Origin of the sequence: Floridaenema aerugineum BLCC-F46 (assembly GCF_041929345.1) — a bacterium.
In the GTDB taxonomy this organism is placed as follows: domain Bacteria; phylum Cyanobacteriota; class Cyanobacteriia; order Cyanobacteriales; family Aerosakkonemataceae; genus Floridanema; species Floridanema aerugineum.
In genome coordinates this window covers 1-25244 of sequence record NZ_JBHFNQ010000208.1, presented here as the reverse complement: position 1 = coordinate 25244, position 25244 = coordinate 1, and the positions used below count along the sequence as shown (strand labels likewise).

Annotated in this window: 21 protein-coding genes; 13 read left to right on the top strand and 8 right to left on the bottom strand. The window is 41.2% G+C overall.

The genetic code is table 11. The features are described from left to right. Positions 1 to 60: 60 nt before the first annotated feature. Both puuE and ACE1CC_RS28075 read right to left on the bottom strand, forming a co-directional pair. Positions 61 to 972, bottom strand: coding sequence for an allantoinase PuuE (puuE, locus tag ACE1CC_RS28080; protein WP_413273730.1), 912 nt, complete (start codon positions 970 to 972; stop codon positions 61 to 63). A gap of 97 nt (positions 973 to 1069) precedes the next feature. After that, positions 1070 to 1717, bottom strand: coding sequence for a DUF1361 domain-containing protein (locus ACE1CC_RS28075; RefSeq protein ID WP_413273729.1), 648 nt, complete (start codon positions 1715 to 1717; stop codon positions 1070 to 1072). A 285-nt stretch (positions 1718 to 2002) separates the two neighbouring features. Here ACE1CC_RS28075 and ACE1CC_RS28070 point away from each other — a divergent pair, with 285 nt between their 5' ends. Both ACE1CC_RS28070 and ACE1CC_RS28065 read left to right on the top strand, forming a co-directional pair. Next, positions 2003 to 2188 (top strand): PCP reductase family protein, encoded by a 186-nt coding sequence (locus ACE1CC_RS28070; protein WP_413273728.1) that lies wholly within the window; start codon positions 2003 to 2005, stop codon positions 2186 to 2188. A 245-nt stretch (positions 2189 to 2433) separates the two neighbouring features. Then, positions 2434 to 4092: a pentapeptide repeat-containing protein gene (locus ACE1CC_RS28065; RefSeq protein WP_413273727.1), complete on the top strand. Its 1659-nt coding sequence runs from the start codon at positions 2434 to 2436 to the stop codon at positions 4090 to 4092. 95 nt (positions 4093 to 4187) lie between these two features. Here the strand turns inward: ACE1CC_RS28065 and ACE1CC_RS28060 are convergent, their stop codons facing one another. From ACE1CC_RS28060 to ACE1CC_RS36970, 3 genes are all read right to left on the bottom strand, one after another. Continuing rightward, positions 4188 to 5054 carry an RpnC/YadD family protein gene (locus tag ACE1CC_RS28060; RefSeq protein WP_413273726.1) on the bottom strand — a complete coding sequence of 289 codons (867 nt, stop codon included), beginning with the start codon at positions 5052 to 5054 and terminating at the stop codon, positions 4188 to 4190. A 229-nt stretch (positions 5055 to 5283) separates the two neighbouring features. Then, entirely contained in the window at positions 5284 to 6156 is an 873-nt protein-coding gene (locus tag ACE1CC_RS28055; protein WP_413273725.1) for an SWIM zinc finger family protein, read from the bottom strand. 38 nt (positions 6157 to 6194) lie between these two features. Continuing rightward, positions 6195 to 10805, bottom strand: a complete 4611-nt coding sequence (locus ACE1CC_RS36970; protein ID WP_459563928.1) for an SNF2-related protein — start codon at positions 10803 to 10805, stop codon at positions 6195 to 6197. A 341-nt stretch (positions 10806 to 11146) separates the two neighbouring features. Between ACE1CC_RS36970 and ACE1CC_RS28040 the strand changes: the two genes are divergently transcribed. Beyond that, positions 11147 to 11335 (top strand): DDE transposase family protein, encoded by a 189-nt coding sequence (locus tag ACE1CC_RS28040; protein WP_413273724.1) that lies wholly within the window; start codon positions 11147 to 11149, stop codon positions 11333 to 11335. Positions 11336 to 11394: 59 nt separating this feature from the next. Here ACE1CC_RS28040 and ACE1CC_RS28035 read toward each other — a convergent pair whose 3' ends face one another. Further along, the gene (locus tag ACE1CC_RS28035) at positions 11395 to 12267 is read right to left on the bottom strand and encodes an S-methyl-5'-thioadenosine phosphorylase (RefSeq protein WP_413273723.1); all 873 of its coding nucleotides are present in this window, start codon (positions 12265 to 12267) and stop codon (positions 11395 to 11397) included. A 184-nt stretch (positions 12268 to 12451) separates the two neighbouring features. On the opposite strand from ACE1CC_RS28035, the gene ACE1CC_RS28030 reads away from it, so the two are divergent. After that, positions 12452 to 12658: a hypothetical protein gene (locus ACE1CC_RS28030; RefSeq protein ID WP_413273722.1), complete on the top strand. Its 207-nt coding sequence runs from the start codon at positions 12452 to 12454 to the stop codon at positions 12656 to 12658. A 105-nt stretch (positions 12659 to 12763) separates the two neighbouring features. On the opposite strand, the gene ACE1CC_RS28025 is transcribed toward ACE1CC_RS28030, so the two are convergent. Continuing rightward, positions 12764 to 13810, bottom strand: a complete 1047-nt coding sequence (locus tag ACE1CC_RS28025; protein ID WP_459563929.1) for a DMT family transporter — start codon at positions 13808 to 13810, stop codon at positions 12764 to 12766. A gap of 497 nt (positions 13811 to 14307) precedes the next feature. On the opposite strand from ACE1CC_RS28025, the gene sppA reads away from it, so the two are divergent. The 4 genes from sppA to ltrA all read left to right on the top strand — a co-directional run bounded on the left by sppA (position 14308) and on the right by ltrA (position 20249). After that, positions 14308 to 15129, top strand: coding sequence for a signal peptide peptidase SppA (sppA, locus tag ACE1CC_RS28020; RefSeq protein ID WP_413273721.1), 822 nt, complete (start codon positions 14308 to 14310; stop codon positions 15127 to 15129). A gap of 186 nt (positions 15130 to 15315) precedes the next feature. Then, a complete protein-coding gene (aroH, locus tag ACE1CC_RS28015) occupies positions 15316 to 15711 on the top strand; it encodes a chorismate mutase (RefSeq protein ID WP_413273720.1) in 396 nt (131 codons plus the stop codon). Between the two features lie 381 nt (positions 15712 to 16092). After that, positions 16093 to 17994 carry an ATP-dependent zinc metalloprotease FtsH2 gene (ftsH2, locus tag ACE1CC_RS28010; protein ID WP_413273719.1) on the top strand — a complete coding sequence of 634 codons (1902 nt, stop codon included), beginning with the start codon at positions 16093 to 16095 and terminating at the stop codon, positions 17992 to 17994. Positions 17995 to 18602: 608 nt separating this feature from the next. Further along, a complete protein-coding gene (ltrA, locus tag ACE1CC_RS28005) occupies positions 18603 to 20249 on the top strand; it encodes a group II intron reverse transcriptase/maturase (protein WP_413273718.1) in 1647 nt (548 codons plus the stop codon). 217 nt (positions 20250 to 20466) lie between these two features. Here ltrA and ACE1CC_RS28000 read toward each other — a convergent pair whose 3' ends face one another. Next, a complete protein-coding gene (locus tag ACE1CC_RS28000) occupies positions 20467 to 20742 on the bottom strand; it encodes a DUF6464 family protein (RefSeq protein WP_413273717.1) in 276 nt (91 codons plus the stop codon). Between the two features lie 212 nt (positions 20743 to 20954). On the opposite strand from ACE1CC_RS28000, the gene ACE1CC_RS27995 reads away from it, so the two are divergent. The 5 genes from ACE1CC_RS27995 (at position 20955) to ACE1CC_RS27975 (ending at position 25047) form a co-directional block, all read left to right on the top strand. Continuing rightward, positions 20955 to 21272 (top strand): RNA recognition motif domain-containing protein, encoded by a 318-nt coding sequence (locus tag ACE1CC_RS27995; RefSeq protein ID WP_413273716.1) that lies wholly within the window; start codon positions 20955 to 20957, stop codon positions 21270 to 21272. A 231-nt stretch (positions 21273 to 21503) separates the two neighbouring features. Continuing rightward, entirely contained in the window at positions 21504 to 21680 is a 177-nt protein-coding gene (rpsU, locus tag ACE1CC_RS27990; RefSeq protein ID WP_073594437.1) for a 30S ribosomal protein S21, read from the top strand. A 138-nt stretch (positions 21681 to 21818) separates the two neighbouring features. After that, positions 21819 to 22295: a DUF29 domain-containing protein gene (locus tag ACE1CC_RS27985; RefSeq protein ID WP_413273715.1), complete on the top strand. Its 477-nt coding sequence runs from the start codon at positions 21819 to 21821 to the stop codon at positions 22293 to 22295. Positions 22296 to 22461: 166 nt separating this feature from the next. After that, complete coding sequence (locus tag ACE1CC_RS27980) at positions 22462 to 23874, top strand: hypothetical protein (protein WP_413273714.1); 1413 nt, start codon at positions 22462 to 22464, stop codon at positions 23872 to 23874. A gap of 174 nt (positions 23875 to 24048) precedes the next feature. Beyond that, on the top strand, positions 24049 to 25047 hold the full coding sequence (locus ACE1CC_RS27975; RefSeq protein ID WP_413273713.1) for a linear amide C-N hydrolase: 999 nt from the start codon (positions 24049 to 24051) through the stop codon (positions 25045 to 25047). Positions 25048 to 25244 lie beyond the last annotated feature (197 nt).

The window sequence follows — 25244 nt, the reverse complement described above, 5'->3', positions numbered from 1 at the left end:
GTTGCGCTTCAGCGCTAAAAGAAGAGCGCTGAAGCGCAACAACGTGCCTAAGTTCTTTACTCAGGTTTTCGGCTGATGATGTTCATGCCAATGACGCGCAATATCAATGCGGCGACACAACCACACCTGTTCATGTTGCTGCACATAATCGAGAAAACGTGCCAAAGCTGCTGCACGTCCAGGTCTTCCAACTAAGCGACAATGTAAGCCAATACTCATCATTTTTGGTGCAGTTTCACCCTCAGCATAAAGCACATCAAAAGCATCTCTAAGATAAGCAAAAAATTGATCGCCAGAATTAAAACCTTGGTTAGTTGCAAAGCGCATATCATTATTATCTAAAGTGTAGGGAATTATTAAATGTGGTTTGCCATAATCATAAATCCAGTAGGGTAAATCATCGGCGTAACTATCAGCATCGTAGAGAAAACCGCCTTCTTCAACTATTAATTTACGCGAGTTGGGACTAACTCTACCGATGTAACAACCTAAAGGACGATTACCAGTAACTTGGGTGTGAATGGCGATCGCCTTTTGTAAATGTTCCCTTTCCGCTTCCTCACCAAAATATTGATAATCAATCCAGCGATAACCATGACTAGCAATTTCCCAATCAGCCTCTAACATCGCCGCCACAGCTTCCGGGTTTCTTTGCAAAGCCATCGCCACACCATAAACTGTAAGCGGAATTTTCCTTTGCGTAAATATCCGATGTAATCGCCAAAAACCCGATCGACTACCATATTCATAAATCGATTCCATATTGATATGACGCACTCCTGCCAAAGGAACAGCGCCGACAATTTCTGACAGAAATGCTTCCGAAGCAACATCACCGTGAAGAATGCAATTTTCCCCACCTTCCTCATAATTAATCACAAATTGCACCGCAATACGCGCTTGATTAGGCCATTTAGGATCGGGAGTATTTCGCCCATAGCCAACCAGATCTCTTGGATATTCCTTAGTCATTCTTAAACCTCTTCTAATTGCAAGCTAGATCCAAGCCAGATCCCCGACTTCTTGAAGAAGTCGGGGATCTGTATACCATTTAAATTTTCTCAGCAACTCACTCAGTTTTCAGTTTACGTTTCAATCGCATATAACGAATTCGCATCACCAAACCCAAAGTAATTTGCTTCATCACCCAATAAAGCACCGTCAAGACAACAAAAGTAATAAACATCACTAACACTGGGCGTTTTGAAGTCAAATCATTAATGGTTGTCAGCAATACGTTATCTGGATCGGTAACTAAATCCCAACTATTAAAACGCTGAAAACGTCCCATGTAAATTCCCACAGCACAGAAAGCATGAGTAATTAATTCAGACCATACCACCCACTTAGCTGATAGCTGCCGTTTTAGATAATTACTCTGGTTAATTAATGACACCACATAAGCTTCTGTTCCAGCAATAATGGCAAAGAAATGTAGGGGAATAAAAATCAAGGTAATAACCCAAGCCGAATATCCTTCACGAATGCCGCGAATTAAGTGGATAATATCTGTTAACAGATAGGGCGCATTTGGCAGAAAGGCAAAGTAAACCGCAAAACCTATCCACCAAATATGGGAACGATAATTTGATTTGCGCCGAAATAGCCAAAAGCTAAGAACTAAGGGGATAAAAGCCAGAAATAGATTCCAAGCAATCCAGCCGCTATATATTCCACCGGAAAATGCTTCTTTTGTCTGGTGAATTTGGGATCTCATAGATATCTCTTCTCTGTTAGTTCTACCTTTACTTAGGTTAACCTTTAGCTTAAAAATCAACTACTAATTTAATTGGCGCTAGACAAGCATAGTAAACCAGCAGCGGCGAAAGTAGGTAAGATGCCCAAACTGCAAGGGTTTGGGCACCTTAAGAAGGCAAAACTATCTAGCCAGAATGTGAGATTAACGAAAATTAAAAAATCATAGTACTCTAAGCAGGTAAAATATATAGATTAAGCTGTTAAATAACAACTGATAAATAATTAATCAAAATATTAGCGGGTTATGGCGGATTCTGATTTAACTGGTGGTTTACAGTGGAGTGCTGAAGCTAAGACAAAGCTGAAAAATATTCCCTTTTTTGTGCGGACTCAGGCGAGACAGCGAATTGAGCAATTAGCGCGAGAAGCTGAATTAGATGTGGTAACGCCAGAGATTGTTGAACAGGCGCGGTTGGAATTTGGACAGTAGGGAAAGTGCGATCGATCTAACTTTTATATCAAATAGAAAACAAATCGGAGATCCCCCATTATCCCCCTTACCAAGGGGGACTTAAAAACCAGTATTGTTCCCCCCTTTGTAAGGGGGGTTAGGGGGGATCAACCATTTGTAGCGAAAATTTAAGTAATTGAAAGTATCCATTCTTGGGTAATTCCTCTGATTCCTAGTGGTAGCTAGATTAGAGAAAATAGTGTTAACTAGCTAGGATAATTAATATGAATGACCAACAACTGAATTTAGTATCACTGTTTTCGAGAATTGAACAACTCGAACAACACCTTCTTATTGTGAGGAAGTATTCTACAGGGCTAAAACGTCAATTAGATTGTGTAACAGAACAGTTTAATAATCGACCTGAGTTACAAGAATGGGAACTTTTAAAAAGGGAGTTTGCTGAACTTAAAAAGCAGCAAAATATAATTTTGGGTTTGAGCGATCGCACTTTCAACTCCCAAACTCTTGATTCGCCTCCCAGCAATGAGACAAAAGAAGACGCGGAAATAGTTAAGGAGTTTTTTCAAAGGGTCGATCGACAATTACAGCAAGATTCCCCCACCCCGACAGTTGAAGAATCTCAGGAATTAACGAGTAATAATGAGCAAATTATAAGTTTTCACCATGAAGAAATTGATCCTGTTGAACAGGAAACTGAATTTTCTATTTTTACTGATGAAGAATTCAAAATTGAAAGAATGTTGCTGTTGTTGATGAGAAATGAGACTGATGAAGAAGAAAGTCTGGAAACACCTGTTAGTGCTGAAGAATTTTTGAGGCGCTGTCAATGTGGAGAAAAAGATTTTACAGGAATTAACCTAGCTGATTCTGACTTTAGTAAAAAAAGTATCAGTTGGCAAGTCAACTTGAGTAAAGCTCATCTAAAAGGAGGAAATTTAAGCAATGGCAGTTTTAGCTGTCTCAACCTGAGTGAAGCAAATCTAGAGAATGCAGATCTTTATAAGGCAAATCTACAGTCATCAAAGCTAAAAAGTGCAAACCTAAAAAATGCCAATTTAAGCGAAGCCGATCTAGTTAATGCGGAGATGAGTGGAGCTAATTTAATTGAAACAGACTTATGGAAAGCTAATCTACAAGGAGCAAAGCTAACTGAAGCGAACTTAAGTAATGCAAATCTGAGAAAAGCTAAATTAATTACCGCCAACCTGAATAATACTAATCTCAGTAAAGCAATACTAATAGAGGCAGATTTACGCTCGGCAAAGCTAAGAAATGCTAACCTAATGGGAGCCGATCTAACCAAGGCAAATCTCCGAGGAACTAGCGAATATAGTAGTCAAGCTGTAGATTTTTATGGAGCTAACCTTAAAGGAATTAAGTTACAACAAGCTCTCTATGATGAAAATACTAGATTCCCTGAAGGTTTTAATCCTAGCGAGGCAGGAGCATATTTAATCGCTCCAAGTATATGCTTGCAAAATGCAGACTTAAGTGGTGCAGATCTGAGTGGAGCAAACTTAACTGAAGCGAACCTCAAAGGAGCAAATTTAAGTAAAGCAAAACTAACTTCTGCTAATTTGAGCGGAGCAAATTTAACTGGGGTAAACCTTCAGGCAGCGTATATGAATCAGATCAATTTGAGTTGTACTAATCTCACAGGATTGAATCTAATTAAAGTAGATTTAAGCAACGCTAATCTAAGTGCAGCTACTTTGAATAAAACAGACCTGCGTGAAGCAAACCTCACTAGTGCCAAATTAAGAGGGTCAGATCTACAAGAAGCCGATCTCCGTGCAGCAAACTTAAGTTATGCAGATTTATCTGGCGCAAACTTGACCGGAGCTAAACTGGGAGGAGCTAACTTACAGTATGCTAAATTGGCTGGTGCAATTATGCCTAATGGTACAGTTCACGAGTAAAGGTTATCAATGTTTTGAAACCGGGAAATTGAGGAAAGATCGATCGCAGTTTAGTTTAGTGGAAAAAGTGCGATCGATCTCCCATTCTCTCAACACTAACTACTTGAATTAGACCCTCCTCCAAACCTAGCTAAAATTTCCTCACGAGAAAGAGTCAGCAACAGTTGACTCAACTCACTTGCTGACAACTCCAACATAGGATTTATACATCTGTTTAGTTGCTCATCCAAAGCACCAAACCGAACTCGCAAAAAGTTTTCGATCATCTCTTGGCGACCTTCTTGGCGACCTTCTTGGCGACCTTCTTGGCGACCTTCCAATCTGCCTTCTATCCGACCTTCTCGTAAAGTATCTTCGCGCCAACGTACATAAGCTGATGATAAGTTCATAAGCAATTCCTCTTCATCTTCACTTAAATTTTGCGTCGTTTCTAAGCCAACTCGCCAGTTAGCGACAACCTCCAAAATGTTTCTTTTGAAAGGGTGATCTTCTGGCAGTGAATTCACCTCATTCATTGCTTGCTTTTGAACATTTTTTCGTCCCAAAAGCCGCAACCAAAGAGTGTCTTCTGTAGCCGGAAGTTGGTTAATTGCTACTATCCCTGACCTCAATGCTACTGGTAATAAATATACACCATTAGGCCAATTTCCTTGGGTATCAAGCTTTGCACCAAATGCGTCTAAGACGTTCTCAGAACAGGAAGGCGTTAATATCCACAAATGAGGTAATTCCTCTTCTGTGACCGATCGATCTTCCCGCCTCGCCTGACGCTGATAATCGCTTTGCATAGCAAATAATTTAATCAAACATCTCCGCACTTCCGACCAATTTGGCGGATTACGAAAAGGTTCAATTAAACAGGCAGTTGATGCCATTTTACCCAATAAACCGAGTAATTCTTGGTTAGTTTTCGGTTCAGGTACAGGCGAAAACCAAACATCAATTTGGCGAACTTCTGCCATTACCTCGCGGCTAACTAAGTAGGTAGATGTAAATAAAGTGAAAATCAGGGCGGGCTCTCCTGCCCACCCCACAAGAAAGCTGTAAATCTTGTGGGGTGGGCAGGAGAGCCCGCCCCATCCTCATATAACTATTATCAATTTATTTATTTGCACCTACTTATTACCTCACCCAAAGGCGTTAATAGTTCGCTGAGATACTGTTTAGCAAATTGATCGTGAAAGTTTCTGGTCATTCTCCCACCGTCATTGCTGAGATAATTGCCTGTTGACTAACCGCCTTATAAACTGAATCCAAATATTGCATTACTGCGTCAGATGTAGCAGCTGTTTGCGGTTGTTCCGTTTCATCATTACCTAAAGGAATTTTTCCCAAAACATCTAAAATCGTTTCACTTATTGGTGATGGTGCGATTACAACTAAACCTGATTCTAAAGGTTTATCATATTGCCAAAACTCCTCAATTTTTAAATGATATTGTACCTTTTGATTTACCGGAATATCAGTTTCTTTGTCTCCTTGTTCCTCTTTTCCCTTGCTGCGAAACTTGCGTAAAGCTTCAATAATTTGTGCTTTGTTGCGTCCTCTTAATTGAAATAACACAAACGGATCTTCACCAAAGCGATCGCCTAACAAATAATAAACCGCCCCAATATGCTTACAAGGATTCGCCTTATCAGGACAACTGCAACGACTCCGCACATCTTCTAAGGTGAAAGGAAACAAACTTAAACCATTTGCCGTAAAAACCTCCTCAATATTTTTTGGCATTTCTCCAGCTAATAACTTAGCCGAAAAAATAGCCTTTTTCGACATAGTTTCAATCACATAATCCCACTCTTCATCAGTAAAAGGTTCCAAAAATATCGAAAGTTGATAAGGTTCCGGTTCTGTACCTTGAACTTTCGCAAAAACCTTTTGATCTTGAAAATCAATACTCAAAACATTCCCTTGCCTAGCATAAATTCGCGCCCGTTCCAAACGCTTTTTAAACCGATACTTATCCAACAATTCCAACCACCGTTCCACCCACCATTCCCGACCAGAAATAGAAGTATTATCTTCCTTTGTAACCCTTTGCATCCCCGGATCGTAATCTCTCATCTTCTTTGCGTCCTTCGCGTCCTTTGCGGTTTAAAAAATTAAAAGTCCGAACTATCAATTACTGTATTGCGATCGAGCAACAATAAATTCCGTAATTGGTCAGTATCTAACTCAGTTAACCAATTTTCGCCACCACCTACAACCTGTTCCGCCAATGCTTTTTTACTCTCAATTAAATCATGAATTTTCTCTTCCAAAGTACCTTGACAAACAAACTTATGCACCTGAACATTGCGCGTTTGACCAATCCGAAATACCCGATCGGTTGCTTGATTTTCAACCGCAGGATTCCACCATCGATCGAAGTGAAAAACATGATTGGCACGAGTTAAATTCAACCCAGTACCACCAGCTTTTAAAGACAAAATCATCACCCTTGGTGCTTGCGGATCGTTTTGGAAGCGATCGATCATTTCCTCCCTTTGATTCTTGGAAGTGCTACCATATAAAAACAGCATTTCTCGATTAAATTGCTTTTCCAAATAAGGTTTTAACAGTTTTCCCCATTCAGCAAATTGGGTGAAAATCAAAGCGCGATCGCCCTCCGAAATCACCTCTTCTAACATCTCTTCTAAACGCAAAAGTTTTGCCGATCGCTTCTGATTTCCTAAACTTGCTTCCTTCAAAAATTGCGCTGGATGATTACAAATTTGCTTCAATTTAACTAACAACGCTAAAATTTGACCGCGCCGTTGAATCCCTTCCGAACTTTCAATTTCCGCCAAAGATTCTTCAACTAATTTTTGATATAATTCTGCTTGTTCGGCGGTTAAACCGCAAAATACATTCATTTCCTGCTTTTCGGGTAAATCTTGGATGATAGTGCGATCGGTTTTTAAGCGGCGCAGGATGAAAGGTTGGACAAGCGATCGTAAAGTCTTTAACGAAGAAGTATCCCCATATTTCTCCACCGGAATCGCAAAACGCCGTTGAAAGAAATTTTTTGGCCCCAAATAACCTGGATTGAGAAAATCCAAAATTGACCAAAGTTCCGCCAACCGATTTTCTACCGGAGTTCCTGTTAGCGCAATCCGAAAACTTGCCTCTAAATCCCTAACTGCTTGCGACTGTTTCGCCTCTGGATTTTTAATATTTTGTGCTTCATCTAACACCACACCTTGCCAAGAAACAGTCTGTAAATCCTTGACATCTCGGAAAACTAATTGATAACTAGTAATTACCAAATCTTTGTTTTCAACTGCTTTGGCAAACGCCTTTCCTTTGGGACGTTTATCACCGTGATGTACTACAACTTTTAAGCTAGGGCCAAATTTTTTAACTTCCCTTTCCCAGTTACCTAAAACTGAAGTCGGACAAACTAAAAGAGTCGGTTTTTCCAGTGCATTCTCTTCTTTTAAATGTAATAGGAAAGCGATGAACTGGATAGTATTATGACAGAGGATATTATTCGCTACGAAATTGTGATGTTCGCTTACCTCAAAATCATAAACCCAACCATCATAATCAATCTCTTCAATCTCTTCTATTTGGCAATAAAAAACTTCCCGATCGAAAAAATCTTGCAAACGCTGTCTAGTTAAACTTAAATGTTGAGTATCCAGTTGCGCGTATGCTGCAAGAGTTTGATTTGTCCACTTAGAAGATTTCGACAGTCGATATTGTTTTTCTGCTTCCCCACTCAAGATACTATCAAATCCTGCTAATACCTTTTCTAAACTACTTCGAGAAAACTGTTGACTACCATTAATATATACAGTGTTGTTCATCCCAAAATGTCGGATTGGTAATTTAGTTGTAGCGACTGTTTCAGCGACTAAATCAGAAACAGGAATTCCCTCAACATTTGTATTAGTTACCTTTTGACAAATCGCTTCTAACTTCTGTTGTTTAACTAAATTCCCAAAACCAATTTTTTGCCAAAATCTGCGGGTTGAATTTCCCCCAAGAATGCCTATATAATAAGTACGGAAAATCTTTGTTCCATTGGTAGCACATTTTTGTTTAGCGGAAATTCTTAACCAAATACCGAAGCGTCTTAATAACGTGGACAATTGTTGAATTAGCAAAGCTGAAGCTGTACTAATTTCGATCGTTGCCATATTACTAATAACAGCAGATTCAGCATCAAAATAGTTTCTTAAGAAAATCCGCACAGTATTCAAATCTGCCTGCATTATCCATGAAGGAATAGACTTTTCTGCCGACTTCTTACCCCATTCATAACCTTTAGCTTCTAAGAACTTGCGATAGGATTGACTGTTTACTTGAAGCGCCGGAACTTTACCAGGGAAAGTGCGAATTTTTGGACAATTAATTTTTAGATTATAACGTTTACCGATGCGTTGAAAAGTTTCCTTCAATTCCTCCAAACAGACAACATCTTTTTGTGATATTGCCATAGTTCCCCATTCTTTCAGTTCATATCCCTCAGCAATTTGCCAAGCAATAAACTTCACTAAATCCGCATCTTCTGGTTTTCCTTCCCAAACCAGTTTAGCAGGTACACAAACGTAATCTCCCACTTTTAAATTATTGTTCCATCCATCTTTAGTTAAAAGTTTATGACGGTGGGTAATTGTAATATTGCTACCATCTTTTAAGCGGATAATTCGCAATTTCTCTTGGACTTTTTGGCGATATAAACGGCGAATGGGAGTCTGGATAATTTGACCATTTTTTTCATTGATGGCATTCACAAGTAACGTACTATTAGGAACACTCCAAAATCCGTCTCCATCCCAATCTATATCTGTAATATGAGTATCCCAAATTTCTTGGGCGGTGCGTAAATTTCCGTTAATTAATACTAAAGATTCGGGGTGGATACACTTACCTAATCCCATATCGTCCGCTAAACAAGCACCTAATCCCCAGCGTTCTAAAAATGCTAACCAACCGACACCTCTTGCTTGGTAAGGGCGTAATTCTCCTTTGAAAGTTTCAGGAGGATCGATCGCCTCCACCGCCCGATTACTTGTTAAAGCATTCAACAAATCTTGCAAAACTCCCGAAGCTTCAAAACTCACCACAGGCAATTTTTCCACCATTTGAGTATCGCCTGTACTGAGACGCAAAGCATCTTCCAAAGAAAGCGACATTTCCTCTTTTCGAGAAGCAAAGAAATTCTTCGCCGATTTCACATCTTGTGGGCGTAATTCCACCCACTCCCCATTAATTTCTACCAAAGGACTATTCTGTGCTGCTAACTTGTCAAACTCTTTTTTAGAAATAGTTTGCCCACCGATAGATAACTGCCATTTAAAGTTTAATAAACTTTGTAAACCTAAGCGTTGATTGGGTTTTAACTCAGGCGTTTGGGCGCGAATACTTAAACCCAAACGACTCGCCCAACCATCTCGATTTGCCAAACTTGGTGGTAAAATTACCCCTAAACCGCTATCTTGAAAACGCCATGCACCACCTTTAATAAACTCGTAAGCTTCTAATGGATTCAAGCGACAAAATATCGGAGTCGCAGTTTCTAAACTCGGTTCAATTACTGGCATTAATCGCGAAGCTAAACCTAACCCTTGTAGAAAAGTTTCTTGCGGACGTTCTATGGTTCTTCCTTGATAAATAAAACGTTCAACTGGATTCTGCCAAATAGTTGCAGCATCTATAATAAATTCAGGATCGTCAACAGCTTGCAAACAATATTCTAAATTCCAATCTTGCTGATTTTCTGCGGGAGGATGCACTTTAAAACAAGTGCGAAATAAACTTTTTCCTGTTAGAAATGGTTGTACAGGTGCAATCCAAGAATTTAAAATTGCTGCTAAACGTTCTGGGGTTTCTCCGGTTACTTGCGCCGACTCATTTGCTAATCCTTCTAACCATTTCTGCACCAAATTTTCTATAGTTGGTACAGAGTTTCCTTTCGCCACACTTCGCACTTGTAGATCGATCGCGCTACTTAAAAAACTCAACAGTAATTCTTTAGGTTCCGGCGGTAATTCTAAACTAACAAATGGCGAGGAATCATCAATTTCCCAACCTTGATAACTGCGACAAACAGCTGGCATTTGTCGGGCAAAATTTTCTAACCTCACTTGATCGACTCCGCTATCAAGTAAAGGTTGCCAAACAGCAACAAATTCATTTTCTAACTGTTTCAATCTGGGCAAAAACTTGCACCTTGCCAGTAAATCTACACTCCACCTTGCTATATGGCACCAAAATTGTAAATCTTTCCCTAAAAAAGAATCTGATTCATTAATAGTCGTCAGTGGCAAAGCGGTTAAAAATTCCCTCGCTTCTTGCCTATTTAAACAAATTCCTTCTACTTGCCAAGGATACAAATAACAAGAAGATATCTCTTCTTCGTTTCCATTTAATACAGTTCCCGAATGCAACGGCAACAAAGCATTATTATCTGCTTCCAAAATTCTGGTTGGTAATCCCAAAACTTGGACTTGCCAACGGTTATTTTGGCTTTCTTCCAGTTTCTTTTTCCCTTTTTTTGCTGTACTTTTCTCAACAGTTAACGTATCAGATGGTAGCGCCTTACTAATTTTTTCTAAACTCTGCAAATAGTCGATTAATTCCTGCTTACTCATTGCTAATGGATGAGGTAACAGCGTCGTGAATCCCTCAGAGTTTGCTGGATTAACTCTGCGCCAAGTTTCTCCCCAAACGAATAGATAATTGCCTTGAGATCGATCGATCCAACTACCGTGTAAAATTGCCATTTAGAAACTGCTCAATTTTTGTTGGTTATGTTTTACTCATCATTAGTCAATGCTGAAAAATCACTGACTAATGATTGAGATTTATTGATGATTGTTTTAGAATATTTGCGCTTGATACGCTAAGCGTTGCTCAAGATTAACCAGTAAAATTGCGGATATCATTTTATGATAACCCTAAAAATCCCAGAAAACAACAATTTCAGGACTTACGCAACTGGCCCAATTAGTAGGGTGCGTCAGACGGTCAAACTCTGATGCTGTCGATTAGATTTATGGTAGTAGAGCACCCTACAACTCTGGTTAATTTCAGTTACAAATTTTAACAACAAAGGTGAAATCTCATGAGCGATTCCCAAGGTTGGTATATTATCAAACGTAACGAGGGCAATTGCGATCTTGTCCCTAGTCAACAATTGGAAAGCCAAGAGGATAGTAACATTTTAGAACGTTGGGGGCCTTTTGGTACTGTAGAAGATGCGATCGCGCGTCGTGTCGGATTAATTCGCGCCGGAAAATGTAAACCTGTTTAGGGATTGGGGACTGGGTAAAGGGAAAATTTACAACTAAAACTTTTCCCTTTTCTCCCTGTTTAAATATATTTTTTCAACAACAAAGCCAAATTTTCTTTTGTTGTTACAGGAACCTTATCCAACGGGGTAAGGATAGCATATTTCAAAGCCGAATGAGCTTCCGAAACAAAAGGATTTTCCGTAATTCTTCGCACCGTTTCTTGAATTACCTTTTGAGCATTAATGGCATTACGTTGTAAATTATCAATAATCATTTCTACAGTCACGCTGTCATGATCTGGATGCCAACAATCGTAATCAGTAACTAAAGCTAAAGTTGCGTAGGCAATTTCCGCTTCTCTGGCTAATTTCGCCTCTGGTAAATTAGTCATTCCAATGATAGTTGCACCCCAACTGCGGTAAAGATGCGACTCCGCTTTAGTAGAAAAAGCAGGCCCTTCCATACAAATGTAGGTACCGCCACGATGTAAATTTACACCATCTAAATTTAAACTAGCTACAGCATCTGCCACAACATTAGCTAATTGTTTACAAACAGGATCGCCAAATGCAATATGAGCTACAATTCCCTCGCCAAAAAAAGTGGATACTCTATTCTTGGTGCGATCGATAAATTGATCCGGCACCACCATGTCTAGAGGTTTAGCTTCCTCCTTGAGAGAACCAACAGCTGACGCGGAGAGCAAATATTCAACGCCCAGCTGCTTCATTGCGTAAATGTTCGCCCGGAACGGTAACTCAGACGGCAACAGAGTATGATTGCGACCATGACGAGCTAAAAAAGCCACTCTAGTTCCAGCCAAAGTGCCGACAATTAAAGCATCAGATGGCGACCCAAAAGGAGTATCAATTTGCACCTCTTCCACATCTTTGAGCGCTTCCATTTTGTAAAGACCACTGCCCCCAATAATCCCAATTTTCGCCTCAGTCATAAAATTTTGTCTTATTGCGCGTGAAACTTCAGCATTTTACCCGTCAATAGGAACACAGGGAAGTGGTTTGGAGAGCGATCGCTATTCCTCTTGTGTAAATAAAATGTAACAATGAAGTAGTGAGCATTACCATTCGTTTGGGAATACTTACTTTGGTTGAATACAGTAAAGATTAATTGAACTAATGATCAGACAGATTGAAACCCAATCAAAAGCTTCGGTTGAAAGCATCCTAGAAAGGATCTTTGCTATTCGCCAGATTAATCGGAAAGATCAAAATACTTTAATGGCAGCACTGCTATCTAAAGATTCCCTCAGCGAAAAAGATCAGCACCAGATTAATAAAGTTTACGAAGCAATTCAAAAGGGATTAATCAGAATCGTAGAGTGAACAAGAAAGGCAGAAGGTACAAGGCAGAAAGCAGAAGCTAAGAAAGGATAAAGGTTATATTTTCTCCCCATTTCCCCACCTCCCCATCTCCTCATCCCCTCTGCCTCAATTATCCAAATTCAGTTTAGTAGATGCTTCCACATCAGCAGGTTGAAGTTTTAGCAACTTACCTAATCTATCTCGCTGATTTACTAAGTAAATACTGACCAACGTTAGACTGACTCCCAACCATTGATGAGGTTGCAGCATTTCCGAAAGGAAGAGATTGCCAAACAACAATGCAAATACGGGAGTGAGAAAAGTTAGAGAACTGAGACTAGTTAAACTACCACGAGAAGCAAAGTAGAAGAATAGACCGTAAGCGATCGCACTACCAAAAATCGTCGCATAACTCAAAGCCATCCAGCTAGACAAATCCAAATTTTGCCACTGCTGAGTTTCCAGAGTAGCCGAAAGTCCAAACAAAGGCAACCCGCCCAAAATCAAATGCCAACCTGTAGCTACCACAGGATCAACATGGCGACTAACAAACCGAGAAATTACCGTTCCCACTGCCATAGACAATGCTGCTAACAGCATTAACCATAATCCGCGATCGAACAAACTGACAATTACAGCTTTAAAATCAGTAAATTCTCCTGGAATATTAACCAACATCCCTAATCCCAAATTTTCGCTAGTTGGATGCAACAGCGCCACAATCCATTCATTCGGCAAACCAATTAAACTAATCCCAAAAACCCCTAACCCCAATCCTAACCAACCCCACAAACCAATCTTTTCCCCAAACAAGAACAGAGAGAAAACCGCCACAGCTAAAGGTTGGGAATCAATCATCACCGAACCTAAACCTGCACCAGTGCGAACTAAACCTTCTGCTAAAAAACCTTGAAACAGCGCCGCATCAACCAAAGCAAACAAAGCAATCCACAACCAAGCTAACAAAGTCCGGGGTTGAGATCTGCCAGTCAGCAAACAAAAAAGTAATACAAACACCCCAGCTGGCACCAAGCGCACTCCTGCCACAAAAAAAGGTGTTGTCTGTGGCATCACACCTTTCATCGCCACCATTGCCGTTCCCCAAAGGAAAAAAGGCGCAATCAGTAGCATAGAAGCAAACGGCACTCTAAATCGGTTGGTTTCACCTTCCAAAGCGGTTTCTGCATTACCCGTCGCCCTTGGAGATGCTACATTAAAGTCTTTTTCTAAATCAATTTGCGTCTCTTCTAAATTCATTTCTGGATTGGGAGGGTCGTTTATCTTTAAATATCTTGATTGTACTGAATTATGTAGTTCTGTTAAGCAAATTACAAAGGGGAGGTGGCAATACTGCTCGGGTTTTGGGTAGGGGCGAAGCATTCGGGCGACAATTTATCGGTTCAAACCCTATATCTTCTGTCCGAATGCTGATGCCTACGGCACGCTACGCGAACGCCCCTACAAAGGCAAAAAATACTTAACCGAGCAGTATTGGGGGAGGTGGGGGGATGGGGAGATGGGGAGATGGGTTCGATTATTAACTCAAAACTCTCTGACTCTCCTTACGAGAAACTCTCCCCAGTCAAGAGTCAAGAGTCCCCAATCCCTGGGTTTCTGCTTAGACTGGAGATAAGAAGTAACTAACATCACTATTAAATTTTTCATAGCTCATGATTTGGCCGTTTAAGCCTAAGTTTCGTAAACAAATAGCTCGCATTGAAGTTTCGGGTGCGATCGCAGGTTCCACTCGCAATAGAGTACTCGAAGCCCTAAAATTTGTAGAAGAAAGGCGTTTCCCTGCCCTACTGCTACGAATTGATAGTCCTGGCGGTACGGTGGGAGATTCCCAAGAAATTTACAGCGCCCTAAAGCGTTTGCAAGAAAAAGTCAAAATAGTCGCCAGTTTTGGCAATATTTCCGCCTCTGGTGGCGTTTATATCGGCATGGGTGCTCAACATATTATGGCTAACCCAGGCACGATTACTGGTAGTATTGGCGTAATTTTGCGGGGAAACAACTTAGAACGCCTGTTGGATAAAATCGGTGTTTCCTTTAAAGTGATTAAATCAGGCCCTTATAAAGATATTTTGTCATTCGATCGCGAACTCACCGAACCAGAAAAAAATATCCTCCAAGAACTCATTGATACCAGTTACCAACAATTCGTGCAAACTGTTGCCGAAGCAAGACAATTAACTGTAGAATCAGTTAGGGCTTTTGCTGACGGTCGGATTTTTACCGGACAACAAGCTGTAGAATTAGGTATAGTTGACCGTTTGGGAACCGAAGAAGATGCGCGTCGCTGGGCAGCAGAATTAGCAGGACTTGACCCTGAGAAAACTCGCTGCTACAACTTTGAAGAAAAGAAACCACTGTTGGGCCGTTTAATTTCTGGGGATAGACAGGAAAGTAGTGTTTTATCAGCAGGCATTAATTGGTTAGAATTTGAGCTAAAGACCAGCGGGCAACCTTTGTGGCTCTATAGACCCTAAGCTTAAAGAATTTGGTACTTTTTAGGTTCAATTTGAGGTTTTGTTAATATTGCTGACGGCACTGCTGACTTTTCGGCAGTGCTTCAGTCATGATGGGTTTAGGAACGATCGCTTTTTGTAGCGAGCGTCAACTTTAAAAAAATTGTTTGTCTATTTTGTTTTATCGATAATCAGGAGGATGTTTGCGTGGAGTGGCGAGTTAAGGCAATTCGTGGGGCGACAACTGTCACCGAAAATACCGTGACAGCAATCAGCGAAGCAGTGACAGAACTATTGGACGAATTAGAAACGCATAATAATTTTGACCCTGACGATATTATTAGTGCCATTTTCTCCGCTACACGCGATCTAGATGCGATTTTCCCAGCTGCGATCGCCCGTCAACGCCCCCACTGGCAAAACGTCCCCCTACTAGATGTCCAGCAAATGCACGTCGAAGGCGGACTAGTACGCTGCATCCGTTTCCTAATTCACGTCAACGTCCCCCATCCCATAGAAATTTACCATCCCTACCTCCGTCAAGCCAAAAGCCTCCGACCAGACTGGAGTTTGAGAAATTCCCTTTTAAGTGCTGAATTTTAGGGACTGGGGTAGGGGCGATTCATGAATCGCTCCTACGACTGGGGGACAAAGGGAAAAGGGGAAATTGATTAACTCAAAACTCCTCCAGTCCCTAGTCTTGCCCTAATTATGAAAAGTAAGTTAAATTTAATTAAGATTTGTTTGCTGTTACACGCTTTTGTCCTAAAGAAAGCCATTTGGCTCTAAAAGGACACAAGTGCAGGATAGCGAAGATAAGTATGCAGACAAAAAAAATTAATCGCTTTTTACCTTCTGCCTTCTGCCTTCTGCCTTCTGCCTTAATTTAAACAGCAAAAATTTATCTGAGATCTTTTGAAAAGCACTTAATTTGTGTAATCGAGTACCTATTTTGTTTAAATTGCATTTAGAGGCCACCCAACTATGAAGTCTTCCTGGAAAGTCGTAGTACTGTGGATGTTGCCTGCGTTACTCATAGGATTTTTCCTGTGGCAAGGGGCATTCTCATCATCAGCAATGGATACGGGCAGAAATACTGCCAGTACCCGCATGAGCTATGGTCGATTTTTAGAATATTTAGATTCCGGTCGAGTTACCAGCGTTGACCTCTATGAGGGTGGTCGGACAGCTATTGTTGAAGGTATCGACCCAGAACCAGTTTTGGGTTCCCAAGTTCAACACTGGCGAGTAGATTTACCTTCTAGCGCCCCAGAGTTAATTACCAAACTCAAAGAATCAAATATTAGCTTCGCCTCTCATCCGATGCGAAACGATGGCGCAATTTGGGGATTGTTGGGCAACTTGGTATTCCCCATCCTATTAATTGCGGGATTGTTTTTCTTGTTCCGTCGTTCCAACAACATTCCCGGTGGACCCGGACAAGCGATGAATTTCGGTAAGTCTCGCGCCAGATTCATGATGGAAGCGAAAACCGGAATTAAATTTGATGATGTAGCAGGAATTGAAGAAGCAAAAGAAGAACTGCAAGAAGTTGTTACTTTCTTGAAACAACCAGAACGCTTTAGCGCAGTTGGTGCCAGAATTCCCAAAGGTGTGTTATTAGTTGGCCCTCCGGGAACTGGAAAAACTCTGTTAGCGAAAGCAATTGCTGGAGAAGCGGGAGTTCCTTTCTTCAGTATTTCCGGTTCTGAGTTCGTGGAAATGTTCGTGGGTGTGGGTGCTTCCCGCGTCCGTGACTTGTTCAAAAAAGCGAAAGAAAATGCTCCCTGCTTGGTGTTCATCGATGAAATTGATGCCGTCGGTAGAATGCGGGGCACGGGTATCGGTGGCGGAAACGATGAAAGAGAGCAAACTTTAAACCAGTTGCTCACAGAAATGGACGGTTTTGAAGGTAATACAGGTATTATCATCATTGCCGCTACTAACCGCCCTGATGTACTTGATTCTGCTTTGATGCGTCCGGGACGTTTTGACAGACAAGTAACTGTAGATGCTCCTGATATTAAAGGACGTTTGGACATTCTCAAAGTCCATGCTCGGAATAAGAAGTTATCTGATGAGGTTTCTTTAGAAGCTATTGCCCGTCGTACTCCTGGTTTTACAGGTGCAGATTTAGCGAATTTGCTGAATGAAGCGGCAATTTTAACCGCCAGACGGCGCAAAGAAGCGATTACTATGCCAGAAATTGACGATGCGGTTGACCGTGTGGTTGCTGGGATGGAAGGTACTCCTTTGGTAGATAGCAAAAGCAAGCGGTTAATTGCTTATCACGAAATTGGTCATGCGATCGTTGGTACTTTGTTGAAAGACCACGACCCTGTACAAAAGGTGACTTTGATTCCCAGAGGACAAGCTAGAGGTTTAACTTGGTTTACTCCTAATGAAGAGCAAGGTTTAACTTCTAGGTCGCAACTGAAGGCAAGAATTACTGCTGCTTTGGGTGGTCGCGCTGCTGAAGAAATTATTTTCGGAGATGCGGAAGTGACTACTGGTGCTGGTGGTGACTTGCAACAAGTCGCTGGCATGGCTAGACAAATGGTAACTCGTTTGGGAATGTCTGATTTGGGGCCATTGTCTTTGGAAAGTCAAAGCGGTTCCGAGGTATTTTTAGGTCGTGACTTAATGAATCGTTCTGATTATTCCGAAGAAATTGCTTCCCGTGTGGATGGTCAAGTAAGAGCGATCGTTGGTAAGTGTTATGAAGATGCTAAGCAAATTATGCGCGATCATCGCTCGGTGATCGATCGCTTGGTCGATCTTCTAGTCGAAAAAGAAACGATCGACGGTGAAGAATTTCGCCAAATTGTCGCTGAGTACACTGTTGTTCCTGAAAAAGAAGAATATGTTCCTCAGAGTGCGACCTGAAAGGGTCGATTGAAGCTGGAAGCCCACTTCCATAAGGGATTTACACCCCTTACCCTCTCGTAAAACACCCTCTAAGGGTGGGTTCAGTACCAAGTAGGTAACAAACGGGAAATTAGCAGAACCACGAATGTAGCCGAAGCTAGGCAAGGTTAAGCCTGGTCAGGAGCTAATGAGGGCTTCTCCGAAGTAGATGAGCGAAAGCGAAATGCCATTTAAACTGCGTTATACATAAACCAGTGTAATAACCTGACACACTGAAGGCAAAATGCTAAGTGGGTGAACTCATGTTTTTTGCGTATATGAGTTGTGTAAACATAATCCCCACCGCAGAAAAGGCATCATCTGAAGGAAGAAACAAATTCAATCGATACAACAGGAAAACCCCTACAAGGTCTAGGGAATGTCGATAACCCTAGTAGGTTGGAGGTAACAAAAACGGAAACCCTTGGAGGGAGCAGGATGGATGAAAAAGCGAATGCTACAGGTAACGCTGTAGATAGGGGTTCAAAATTTGCCCCTGACCGAAAGGAATAGCAGACTTCATCTGGGTCTTATACGAAAGACGAAATGGACATGAAATCGAATCCGATGACAAGTTAGATACCGCCATGTTAATGACAGTAAACGGACAAAGGAAACAACTAAAAGATTGGAGCCAAATTAACTGGCGACAAACACGAAAAGTTGTGAGAAATCTACGTCAAAGAATCTTTCGTGCCAAACAGCTTGGGTTATTTCGCAAGTTACGGAGCTTGCAAAAGTTAATGCTCAGAAGCTACGCAAACCTACTGTTAGCAGTACGACAAATCACTCAAACCAATAATGGTAAAAAGACGGCGGGGATTGATAAGGAGGTCATAAACACCCCAGCACAACGAGTGGAATTTGTCTGCAACTGGAAGGGAACAAAACCTAGTCCCACCAGACGGGTAATGATTCCCAAACCAAACGGCAAAAAGCGTCCTCTTGGTATCCCAACCATTAGAGATAGAGTCATGCAAACAGTAGTGAAAAATGCACTCTTACCCGAATGGGAAGCTGTGTTTGAAGACAATTCATACGGATTCAGACCAGGTAGAAGCTGTCATGATGCCATATCACAATCATTTATAAGACTACACAAAGGCAGAGACACTTGGGTTCTAGAAGCTGATATCAAAGGCTTCTTTGACAACATTGCCCATGAATCCATTCTCAACAGTATTAGCAATTTTCCACAAAGAGAGCTAATAAGAGGATGGTTAAAAGCTGGATTTACGTTCCAGGGAAAACTTAACCCGACAGGACAAGGCACACCACAAGGAGGGGTAATATCGCCGCTCCTAGCCAACATAGGATTGCATGGGTTAGAAACATACATAAAATCCACCAATCCGAAACTTGGTGTGGTGAGATATGCTGATGACTTTATAGTTACAGCTAGGGACAAAGGAAGTCTCGAAAAAGCACAAATTCAGATACAGCAATGGATGAAATCAAGAGGCTTGGAACTCAGCACCCAGAAGACGATGATTACGTCAATGTCAGATGGTTTTGACTTTCTCGGTTTTAACCTAAGACACTATGGCGGTAAACTGCTAATCAAGCCATCTAAAAAGAAAGTTTTAGCTTTCTGCAAACAGATTGGAGAGGAAATTAAAGGTCTAAAAGCGAAAAAGCAAGAGACAGTCATCATAAAACTCAATCCAATTCTCAGAGGGTTCGCTAACTACTACAAGGGTGTGGTTAGTAAACAAACTTTCAGCTATATTACATACAGAGTATGGCAATACCTTGTGAAATGGGGAAAGCGTAGACATCCTCAAAAAAGCACAAAATGGGTAAAAAATCGCTACTTCCACACCTTCAAAGGTAGACAATGGATATTTGCCTGTATAAGCAAACATCGGGGAAAAGAGTCACTGATAAGCCTCTATTCTATAACCGATATGCCCATTAAACGCCATGTAAAGGTAAAAGGAAGCGCATCACCCGATGACCCCTCCCAAAAAGAGTACTGGGAAAAAAGAAGCCAAAAGAATGGGAAATTATACTGGGAAAAAGGCACAAAATACTACGAAATAGCCAAAATCCAAAACTGGAAATGCCCCATTTGCGGTGAACCATTACTCAACGGAGAAGATATCGAAACCCACCACATAATACCTGTTGCTAAAGGTGGACTAGACGACACAGAAAACCTTCAGCACTTACACAAAGCGTGTCACAAACAGGTACACTCAAAACCCAAGTTAAAGGCTCGAAGTAAGGCTTGAGCCGGATGATGGGAAACTGTCAAGTCCGGTTCTTAGGGGAGGTACGGACAGTAATGCCTAATCCTTACCCGACTATAAGTTTTAAGCTCTAGGTGAATAGGTGAAATAGGGATGATTGAAGTCATCCCTATTTTTTTGCCAGAAAGCTCCCAGAAAGTCCTGAGTTTGCAGGGGTGGGTTTTGTCCCCTAGTCCCCTTGTCCCCCAATCCCCAGTCCCTAATCCCTCATCTGATAATGAACACAGCCATCACAAGGCCCATCAGGATTGATGGCGCAACGCAAATGGGGCGATCGCGCATTGAATTTACAGCTGATGTCACCGATATAACTTTGATTTTGCAGTTGGGGCGGGAAATTTAAGGGGCTAACAGAGGCTCTTTCTATGGCTATTCTCAACCTTTCTCGCCCTCTGACTTCTGCTTGCCGAATTACCCAAATCGAGATTATTGGGGGGATTAAACCGATTAAGAATATTAGCAATGTCTGCAACACGCAAAAAACCTGCCATTTTTTAAATTGGCTCTCTTTTAGGATATTTTGCCGAAAAAATTCTCCTCTGGGAAGAGCAGCCCTTGACAAATCCACATATATGATGTGCTAAAATGTGGGTCGATGATGAAATTCGGTGACACTGTTTGTTGTTAGTACTCACAAGCGACTCTCCGAATCGTAATCTTTGCAATACCTGATTCAGGAGAGAACCAATGTCTATTTATGTAGGAAACTTATCCTACCAGGTCACAGACGAAGACCTCAAAGAAGTATTTAAAGAATATGGCGAAGTAAAGCGCGTTCAAGTTCCCACTGACCGTGAAACTGGTAAAATGCGTGGCTTTGCTTTCGTGGAAATGTCAAATGAAGATGAAGAAACAGCTGCTATTGATGCACTTGATGGCGCAGAATGGATGGGGCGTAGCTTGAAAGTAAATAAAGCTAAACCTCGTGAAGAGCGTGGCGGTAATCGCGGCGGCGGCTATGGTGGTCGTGGTGGCGGTGGCGGATTTAATCGTAATCGCTATTAAGGCTCAAAGCTAACCAAGCTTTTGTTAAAATTTGCTGTTCAGGGGCATTTCGTTTGCGCTTCTGATTGTTCAGATAAGTATAGCCAGACGAAATGCTTCTGCTTTTTCAGGTATTGACGAGTGTGTGCGATCGCGTAGCGTACCGTAAGCAATGTCTTTTCTCTCCCATTTACGCTAATACGGATGCTAAGTAAGTGTCCGACCATTCACCGAAGCTTAGGAGTAGTCAGGATGACCCAAATTATTGTCGGGGAAAATGAAGGACTGGAATCGGCGTTGCGTCGGTTTAAGCGTCAAGTCTCCAAAGCGGGAATTTTTTCTGATATTAAGCGTCTGCGTCACTTTGAAACCCCTCCAGAAAAACGCAAGCGCAAGGCTATTTCTCGAAGACGGAAAAAACAGTTTTAGTTAATAGTTTTTGGTTAATTAATTGTGCGTCGCACTCTCTGAACTCGAAAAGGGTTGTTTGGAGAGTGCGATGGCTTTTTTTTGCCTAAATTAGGATGGTATAATTCAATGGGTATAAAGCCATCTGAGGAAGAAACTATGAACCTTCCACTTGAAAATTTATACGAAACTGATTTTTACGCTTGGACGCAAAAACAAGTCCAGTTATTGCGTCAGGGTGAGTTAAATAATCTTGATATTGAGAATTTGATTGAGGAAATAGATTCTTTGGGTAAACAAGAGAGGCGGGAGTTAGTAAATCGGTTAATAGTTTTAATTGCACATTTATTAAAGTGGGAATATCAAACCGATCGCAGATCGAGGAGTTGGTATTTAACGATTCGCGAGCAACGTTCTGCGATTCGGCGACTTTTAAAAGAAAGTCCCAGTTTTAAGCCTTACTTACCAGAAGCGATCGCAGATAGTTACGAAGATGCCGTGATTTTAGCTGCTAAAGAAACAGGCATGAAACTTCGAGATTTTCCCACTGAAGTTTCTTACACATGGGAAGAAGTAGAAAACCCTGATTTCTTACCGGGAATTATACTAGATTCTGATGCAGATTTGTTGAATTGATGTGCGCTGACGCGGGAGAGCGGGATCTTTTTTTTATGGGAAGTTGGGAAGCGATCGTTGTTTTTCGCTGAGATGTGGGAATACTACCAAAGAGGGATACAGAAATTCCTCAGATATGAAGATGGGGCAAATGCACCACTGAAATTGAAGTGATTTGGAAAAGAATATGGACGCAGTTACAGTCACCTTTACACTTGGTAGTTGGATTGTTAAAGGTCTGATGAGTGGAGAGTTTGAGCGATATGGGGGTGTAATTAGAGAGGTTGCAACTGGGCGAATTGTGACTATGTTACGAGAACTAACTTCTGGTAGCGCTCCAGTATCAACACCAAATAGTACTTCTCCTAATTTACTTAACCTTGTTTTTTCAGGCGCAAATCTAGCTGGTTTAGTGGCTAATACCGCTGTTACAGGTAAAGGTTTAGCTAATGTTAGTCAGCAATTAGATGGTATTGCACAAGTTAATTTGGGAAATGTTGCTCTTTCTGGAGCAAATTTAATTGGTTTGATAGCTAATACTGCTTTTACAGGCAAAGGAATAAATAATGTCAACCAACGTATAGGTAGCCTTGAGCAACAACTAGGAAATATCGAGCAAAATTTACAACAAGTTTCAGGAATGGTGCAGATAACCACTGCTGCTAGTGTTCTTAGTTTAGGTGTATCAGTAATGGGATTTGCTGTCATAAATCAGCGCATTACGGAATTAGAACAAAGGCTAAAAAAAGTCGAGGAACTTTTAAACAAAATTAATCGCAAAATAGATCTTGGATTCTATGCAAATTTTCATGCAGCTATCAATTTAGCAGCTAATGCCTTTACAATGAACAAACCAGAAAAGCGAGAATCTAGTGCAATGCAAGCTATCAACCGCTTCCTAGAAGCTGAACCTATTTACACTAATTTTGTGGATCAGGAAATAGAGTTACAAAGCCCAATTACTGATGAGTTTTTGTTGACTTTATCTTTAGCTTACCTTGCTGAAGTACGTTGTTACCTAGAATTAGGAGAATATGATACAGCACTTAGCCGCTTTCAACAAGGTGCAGATGTTCTACGCGATCGTACTCGGAAATATCTTGATATTTTACTCACTTCTAACCCCGCAGTATACTTACATCCTCAGTTCAAGGGTGAAATTGATTTGCGTAGATTAACCAGAATTTATCAATGGATCGATCCAATTTTGGATGAAAATGCTGTTTTTGAAAATCAACGTGAAAATCTGGTTAACTTAATAGAGAATCCTAAGCAATGGTTGTCCTCTTTACCACCAGCAATTATAGATCGTAGTGAAATTAAATGGGGATTATTTGGAGCAAATCCTACTCCATTAACAGGGAGATTTGAGAAAGAAGCTTACAAACGCCTTCCTCAAGCTTTAGAAGTTATGGAATCTATGGTAGAAACTAATCGCCGTTTTGAAGCGTATCAAACAGAAATTCAAGCTATTAGTCAACTAGGAATTAGTTTTCATGATTGGCTAAAATTAACTCCTGCTAATGAAGATAAACCGGAAGGTGCAGAGTTAATGTTTATTGTTCCGAAGAAACCATTGGAATTGGTAGCTGCTATTTAAAGGAAAGTGCGATCGCTTTTTCCCTACATTTCTTAAAAGCGATCGCATTTCTACAATCCTAAATATTTGTAAAAAAAAAATCATTAACTTATATAAAGGGAACTCTTCTAAATAAAGTTCAAGCGATCGTAGTGTGTTAGGTTTATTAAATTGTAGTTACAACAAAATCAGGGTATGTGTACTAGAGTTGTTTATCTGGGACCAGAAGATACGATCGTCACTGCACGCAGCATGGACTGGAGGAACAGAGATATGGAATCAAATCTCTGGGCGCTTCCAAAGGAGATGGAACGCAAAGGGGCAGCAGGAGACAACTCCATTAAATGGACTTCCAAGTATGGCAGTGTTGTGACGACTTTTATGGATAGTGGTTCAGCTGACGGGATGAATGAGGCAGGACTGGTTGCCAATATGCTTTATCTCACCGAAACCAAGTATCCAACCCCGATCGAAAACGACCCACGCAATCCCCTAGCTCTTTCTGCTTGGGTGCAATACGTTTTGGATAACTACGCCACTGTTAAAGAAGCAGTTGAGGCGTTAAGAAAAGAACCATTTTACATTGTACCAATCAAATCTCCCGACTACGAAGTAACGAAAGCGGAAGGAACTACTCACTTGGCAATTTCTGACCCTACAGGCGACTCTGCCATCTTCCAGTACATTGACGGCAAGTTGAATATTTACCACGATCGGAAATATCAAGTCATGACTAACTCACCGCCCTATGATCAGCAACTGGCGCTGAATCAGTATTGGGAACAGATTGGTGGAACTACGATGCTACCAGGTACCAATCGAGCAGCGGATAGATTTGTTCGAGCTTCATTCTACATCAAGGCGATTCCCCAAACCTCTGATATCAATGAAGCGATCGCTGGTGTCTTTTCAGTGATTCGCAATGTGTCAGTACCTTTAGGTATCAGCACACCAAACCAACCCAACATCTCTTCCACTCTTTGGCGCGTTGTCGCAGATCACAAGAACAAGCGCTATTTCTTTGAATCTACTCGTAGTCCGAATGTATTCTGGGTCAACTTATCAGATCTGAATTTCGCAAAAGGAGAATCGACGAAAAAGCTGACACTTAAAGATAATCAATTTTTAGTTGGTAATGTGGCGAAAAAGTTTGAAAGCTGTACACCATTTCAATTTTTGCCTGCAAAACATTAGAATTCCTAATTAAGTAGGTGCAAATAAATAAAGTGATAATAGTTATCTAAGGATAGGGCGGGGGGGGAGGCCCCCCCCCCACCAAACAGTAAAAAATGTTGGGGGGGGGAACCGGCCCCCCCCGGGTTGAACAAAACCGATTAAAAACCCAAAACAACCCCACAGTAAGCAAAAAATAAACACCAAGGGGGTGGTGT